Origin of the sequence: Mesorhizobium sp. M7A.F.Ca.CA.004.12.1.1 (assembly GCF_003997835.1) — a bacterium.
GTDB lineage: Bacteria > Pseudomonadota > Alphaproteobacteria > Rhizobiales > Rhizobiaceae > Mesorhizobium.
Genome location: NZ_RZRK01000312.1, coordinates 1 through 6,608 on the forward strand (window position 1 = coordinate 1; position 6,608 = coordinate 6,608).

Sequence of the window (6,608 nt, forward strand, 5' to 3'; positions counted from 1 at the left end):
GGACGGGTCGGTGAAAATCACGATGTAGTTGGCCAGGGTCGGGCTCTTCGGCCACAGCGAAAAGGCGCCCAGGATCTCCTGATTGGTCTTGAAGCTCATATTGACCAGCCAGTAGATCGGCAGCATCAGAAAGATGATGTAGATCGTCGGCACCAACCACCAGAACCGGGATTCTTCGCCGCGCCGGCGCATCAGCCGCGCAAGCTGGTCCTGCGACAATGTGCTGGCGAGCCCGTCCGAAACGGCCGTCTCACGCACCCGGTCCTGCCTCGTCGTTCCTTCGTTGGCGCCGCTCATCTCAGCGCTCCGCATCGACATTGGTCATGACGGTGTAGAACACCCATGACAGCAAAAGGATGATCAGGAAGTAGATGATCGACATGGCCGCCGCCGGCCCGAGATCGAACTGGCCGATGGCAATCTTGACCAGGTCTATCGACAGGAACGTCGTCGAATTGCCTGGGCCTCCGCCCGTGACGACGAACGGCTCGGTGTAGATCATGAATGAGTCCATGAAGCGCAGCAGCACCGCGATCAGAAGCACGCGGTTCATCTTCGGCAGCTGGATGTAGCGGAACACTGCCCAGCGTGAGGCGCCGTCGATCTTGGCCGCCTGGTAGAAGGCATCGGGGATCGAGACCAGTCCGGCGTAGCAAAGCAGAACGACGAGGCTTGTCCAGTGCCAGACGTCCATCAGGATGACCGTCACCCAGGCGTCGGTCGGATCGTTGACGTAGTTGTAGTCGAAGCCGAGCGACGACAGCGTGTAGCCGAGCAGGCCAATGTCGATGCGGCCGAACACCTGCCAAATCGTGCCGACGACGTTCCACGGGATCAGCAGCGGCAGAGCCATCAGAACCAGGCAGACCGGCACGCCCCAGCCTTTCTTGGGCATGTTGAGAGCGATGAAGATGCCGAGCGGGATCTCGATGGCGAGGATGGTTGCGGAAAAGATCAGGTTGCGGACCATCGACAGCCAGAAGCGTTCCGACTCCAGGATTTCGGTGTACCAGTCCGAGCCGTTCCAGAAGAAGACGTTGTTTCCGAACGTGTCCTGCACCGAATAGTTGACCACCGTCATCAGCGGGATCACCGCCGAGAACGCCACCAGCAGGAGGACCGGCAGCACCATGAACCAGGCCTTGTTGTTCCAGGTCTTCTCCATCTAGGCCTCCATCTCGACACGCCAGGAATCGGCATAGATGTTGATGCCGGCCGGGTCGAACCGCACCTTCGGATCGGCAGGCAGGGTCTCGTCCTCACCGATCACGGCAGAGATATCGCGGCCTTCGAGCTTGGCGCGCACCACCTTGTGGCGACCGAGATCCTCGACCTTGCTGACCTGCACGGTCATGCCTTCGCGGCCGAGCCGGACATATTCGGGACGGATGCCGAGCTCGACGGCGCCGCTGGCTGCCTTGGGTGCGCCCGGCAGTTCGATGCGCTGCGAGCCGAGCGTCGCCGTCTTGCCGTCGATCGCCACCGGCATGACGTTCATGCCTGGCGAGCCTATGAAATAACCGACGAAGGTATGGCGCGGGCGTTCGAACAATTCGGCCGGTGTGCCGATCTGCACGATGCCGCCATCATACATGACCACGACCTGCTCGGCGAAGGTCAGCGCCTCGGTCTGGTCGTGGGTCACATAGACCATGGTGTAGCCAAAGCGGCGGTGCAACTGCTTCAGCTGCGAGCGCAGCACCCACTTCATGTGCGGATCGATGACGGTCAGCGGCTCGTCGAACAGGATGGCGTTGACGTCGGAGCGCACCAGCCCGCGGCCGAGCGAGATCTTCTGCTTCTGGTCGGCGGTCAGGCCCCTCGCCTTCTTCTTCGCCCACGACGCCAGATCGATCATCTCCAGCGTCTCGCGAACCTTGCGGTCGACATCGGCTTCCGGCACACCGCGGTTGCGCAGCGGGAAGGCCAGATTGTCGTAGACGGTCATGGTGTCGTAAATGACCGGGAACTGGAACACCTGCGCGATGTTGCGCTCCTGCGTCGACAAATTGGTCACGTCCTTGCCGTTGAACAGCAACTGGCCGTGCGAGGGGTGCAACAATCCCGAAATGATGTTGAGCAGCGTGGTCTTGCCGCAACCGGAGGGCCCGAGCAGCGCATAGGCGCCGCCGTCCTCGAAGACATGATGCACTTCCCGCAGCGCGAAATCGGCATCCTTCTGCGGGTTCGGCAGGTAGGAATGCCTGACATGGTTGACGTCGATGCGTGCCATCTCTTGCCCTCAAGCCGCCAGCTTCGGCGCAGTCACGGCGCTGCCGTGCTCGTCGAAAACCATGATGTGGCGCGGATCGATGAACACCTCGACCACCTCGTCCGGCTCGAAATGCCTGATACCATGGGTCAGCATGACCCAGCGCGCATCGGCGAAATCGAGATGGATGAAGCTCTCCGATCCGGTGATCTCGGTGATCGTCACCTTGGCGCGCACCGGTACGGCCGCCGCATTGGGCCGCTCGAGCGACAGGTGGTGCGGCTGAAAACCGATCGTGTACATGGCATCGGCAATGCCGGAGAGCTCGGCCGGCACCGGCAGGTTCACGCCGCCCTCGAGCAGGAAATCCCGGCCCTTCTTGGCAAGCACTATAGTATTGAGCGGTGGATCGGAAAATGTCCTGGCTGTCACCAGATCTACCGGCTTGCGGAACACCTCGATGGTCGGTCCGAACTGGGTGATCTTGCCTTGCGAAAGCGTCGCCGTGTTGCCGCCGAGCAGCAGCGCCTCGTGCGGCTCGGTCGTGGCGTAGACGAAGATGGTGCCGGCGGCGGCGAATATCCTGGGCAATTCGGCGCGCAGTTCCTCGCGCAATTTGTAGTCGAGATTGGCGAGCGGTTCGTCGAGCAGGACCAGGCTTGCGTTCTTGACGATGGCGCGCGCCAGCGCGGTGCGCTGCTGCTGGCCACCGGACAGGCTGAGCGGCGTGCGGTCGAGATAGGGCGTCAGCTTGAGAAGAGCCGCGGCTTCACGCACCTGGCTGTCGATCCTGGCCTGCTCGATGCCGGCCACCCGCAGCGGCGAAGCAATGTTCTCATAAACGGTCATCGCCGGATAGTTGATGAACTGTTGGTAGACCATGGCGATCTTGCGCTTCTGCACCGGCACACCGGTGACATTCTGGCCGTCGAACCAGATCGAACCGGAGGTCGGCACGTCCAGGCCGGCCATCAGCCGCATCAGGCTTGTCTTGCCGGAAAGCGTAGGTCCGAGCAGGACGTTGAGCGAGCCGTGCTGGAGCGTCAGCGACACGTCGCTTATATGCTCGACCGCGCCGACCGCCTTGGTGACGTTTCTCAGTTCCAGCATGACGCCTCCTCCCAGGCCTTCCGCATCAGCTCAAACCCCTCTTCATTCGGCAGCCGCGACATGGCGCCGGCTTATGCCGCGCATGAACTCATCGAGCGCCGCCACCTGCTCGCGGCTGAGATGCAGACCGCGCTTGGTCCGGCGCCACAATACATCTTCTGATGTGACGGCCCATTCGTTTTGAACGAGATAGCGCACCTCGGCCTCGTAGAGATCGGCGCCGAAGTTGCGGCCGAGATCGACGTTCGATTTGGCCAGCCCCAGCAGCATCCTCGCGCGGGTTCCATAGAGCCGGGTCAACCGGCGAGCCAGGCGCGCGTCGAGGAATGGATAAGCGGTTTTCAATTTCGCCACTTCGGCATCGAAACCGGTGGCCGGGAAATCGCCGCCCGGCAGCGGCGCGTTTGCCGTCCACGGCTTGCCGCGTTTGCCGAGAAAACTCTCGATCTTTTCCAGCATCGATTCCGACAGCCGGCGATAGGTGGTGATCTTGCCGCCAAAAGCATTGACAATTGGGGCGGCGCCGTCGCCGCCATCGGCCTTGAGCACATAGTCCCGCGTCGCTTCCTGCGCCTTGGAGGCTCCGTCATCATAGAGCGGACGGACGGCCGAATAGGTCCAGACGATGTCCGAGCGCTTGACGGGTTGGGCGAAATATTCGCTTGCCGCGGCGCAGAGGTAATCGATCTCGGTGTCGCTGATCTTCACGTCATGCGGATCGCCGGGATAATCCTGGTCGGTGGTGCCGATCAGTGTGAACTCTTCCTCATAGGGAATGGCGAAGATGATGCGGCCATCCTTGTTCTGGAAGAAATAGGCGCGTGGATCGTCGAACTTCCTGGCGATGACAATGTGGCTGCCCTGCACGAGGCGGACATTGTGCACATCGTTGAGCCCGACGACGCCGGACAGCACATGATCGACCCAGGGGCCGGCGGCATTGACCAGCAGTCGCGCCTTGATCTCCTCGGTCTCGCCGGTCTGCAGGTCCTCGATCTGGATTGCCCACAGGCCGTTTTCGCGGCGCGCGCCGGTCACTTTCGTGCGGGTGCGGACCGTGGCGCCGCGGTCGGCGGCATCACGCGCGTTCAGCGCCACCAGTCGCGCATCATTGACCCAGCCATCCGAATATTCGAAGGCCTTCTTGAACAGCGGCTTCAAAGGCTTGCCGGCCGGATCCCTGGCCATGTCCAGCGTCCGGGTCGCGGGCAGCAATTTGCGCCCGCCAATGTGATCGTAGAGGAAGAGACCGAGCCTGATCAGCCAGGCCGGACGCAGGCCTTTGGCATAGGGCAGCACGAACCGCATCGGCCAGATGATGTGCGGCGCGTTCTTCCACAAAACCTCGCGCTCCATCAGCGCCTCTCGCACCAGGCGGAATTCGTAGAATTCGAGGTAGCGCAGGCCGCCATGGATCAATTTGGTCGAACCCGAGGAGGTTCCGCTGGCTAGGTCGTTCATCTCGGCGAGAAACACGGAAAAGCCACGACCGACGGCATCACGGGCAATGCCGCAGCCATTGATGCCGCCACCTATGACGAAAATGTCACGGATCGGAGATGCGTCCACAATTCCTCCAACGATTTCGCATTGCACCATTTTTGGGCTTTTACGAAACCGTGTCGGAATTATTTCGAAATGATAACGAATGTCAAACGAAATATCACGAGCGCGTGATATCGGGCAGAAACCGCCTAGGCGAGCGACGTCTCGATCAACTGAACCTCGGCCTCCTGGCAGATCTTGCGCACTGACGGGATGTCGCAACGATCGGTGATGAAGGTGTTGACCTGCGACAGATGGCCGATGCGCACCGGTGCGGTTCGCTCGAATTTGGTCTGGTCGGAAACCAGGATGACATGCCTTGCATTGGCGATGATCGCCTGCGCCACCTTGACCTCGCGAAAATCGAAATCGAGCAAGGCGCCGTCATGGTCGATGGCGGATGCACCGATCACCGCATAGTCGACCTTGAACTGCCTGATGAAGTCGACCGCCGCTTCGCCGACCACACCGCCATCGGAACCGCGCACAACCCCGCCGGCGATCACCACCTCGATCGAGGGATATATCCGCATCCTATTGGCAACATTGATGTTATTGGTGATGACCATGAGCCCGTTGTGATCGAGCAACGCCTTGCTGACCGACTCGGTCGTGGTGCCGATGTTGATGAACAGCGAGGCATTGTCGGGGATCAGCCTGGCGGCCGCACGGCCGATCGCCTCCTTCTCGTCGGCGGCGATCTTGCGTCTCGCCTCATATTCCATGTTCTCGATGCCGGAGGGATACAACGCGCCGCCATGGATGCGCGAGAGCAGCCGCTGGTCGCACAAATCGTTGAGGTCCTTGCGTATGGTCTGCGGCGTCACATTGAAGTGGGTGGCCAGATCATCGACCAGCACGCGGCCATGATCCTTGGCCATCTGGATAATCTCGGCATGGCGCGGCGACAGATACATAGGCAACCTCCCGTTTTCGTTTTTCTTGTCTATAGTCGAAAACGAAACCGATGAAAAGGCATAAGCCGGCTAATGAAATGCATGTGATTGCCAAGGTGAATACGAACGCAAACCAGATTGTGCCCGATCAATCCATTGCGCGCGCGATTTCCGTGATGACGGTGAAGGCCGTATCAACATCGGCGGCGGTCGCCTCGAACTGTCCGACCTGGAACCGGATTGCGATCCTGCCATCGACCTTCGTCTGCGTCAGGTAGATGCGGCCATCGTCGTTGATCGCATTGACCAGGCGCAGATTTTGCTCGTCCGCGTCGGTTGCGATCTTGTTTCGGAACGAGAACAACGACAGCATCGGTTCGCTGACGATCTCGAAATCCAACTCCCTTGCCAGCCGCGCCGCCAGCGCTTCGCTCCACCCGACATGATTGCGGATCATCGTGCGCAGATTTTCCAGGCCATGGGCGCGCAGCAGGAACCACAATTTCAGCGCGCGAAATCGCCTGCCGAGCGGCACCGACCATTCGGAATAGTTGATGATGCCGTCGTGGCCGTGTGTCTTCAGATAATCCGGCTTGATGGCCAGCGTCCTCACATGGCTTTCGGGATCGCGCAGGAACTGGATAGAGCAGTCGAACTGGGCGCCCAGCCATTTGTGCGGATTGAAAACGATTGAATCGGCGCCTTCGACGCCTGTCCAGAAATGCCGATATTCCGGACAGATCATCGCCGATCCCGCCCATGCGGCGTCGACGTGAAGATAAAGCCCATGCCGCCGTGCGACCTCGACAACCGCTGCAATATCGTCGGCGCCGCCGGTGCTGGTG

At 60.7% G+C, this 6,608-nt stretch carries 6 protein-coding genes and 1 pseudogene; all 7 read right to left on the reverse strand.

Annotation, left to right across the window (positions count from 1 at the left end; all coding sequences use genetic code 11):
- Positions 1-297: pseudogene (locus tag EN984_RS38845) on the reverse strand (carbohydrate ABC transporter permease); the annotation flags it as partial.
- 1 nt (position 298) lies between these two features.
- On the reverse strand, positions 299-1,165 hold the full coding sequence (locus EN984_RS17590) for a sugar ABC transporter permease (protein WP_127272310.1): 867 nt from the start codon (positions 1,163-1,165) through the stop codon (positions 299-301).
- On the reverse strand, positions 1,166-2,233 hold the full coding sequence (locus tag EN984_RS17595) for an ABC transporter ATP-binding protein (RefSeq protein WP_127269024.1): 1,068 nt from the start codon (positions 2,231-2,233) through the stop codon (positions 1,166-1,168). It abuts the gene before it with no gap.
- A 9-nt stretch (positions 2,234-2,242) separates the two neighbouring features.
- A complete protein-coding gene (locus EN984_RS17600; RefSeq protein WP_127269023.1) occupies positions 2,243-3,322 on the reverse strand; it encodes an ABC transporter ATP-binding protein in 1,080 nt (359 codons plus the stop codon).
- Between the two features lie 42 nt (positions 3,323-3,364).
- Positions 3,365-4,891, reverse strand: a complete 1,527-nt coding sequence (glpD, locus tag EN984_RS17605; RefSeq protein WP_127269022.1) for a glycerol-3-phosphate dehydrogenase — start codon at positions 4,889-4,891, stop codon at positions 3,365-3,367.
- Positions 4,892-5,016: 125 nt separating this feature from the next.
- Positions 5,017-5,784: a DeoR/GlpR family DNA-binding transcription regulator gene (locus tag EN984_RS17610; protein ID WP_127258922.1), complete on the reverse strand. Its 768-nt coding sequence runs from the start codon at positions 5,782-5,784 to the stop codon at positions 5,017-5,019.
- Positions 5,785-5,911: 127 nt separating this feature from the next.
- A partial coding sequence (locus EN984_RS17615) for a pyridoxal-dependent decarboxylase (RefSeq protein WP_164765506.1) occupies positions 5,912-6,608 on the reverse strand: 697 nt, incomplete at its 5' end.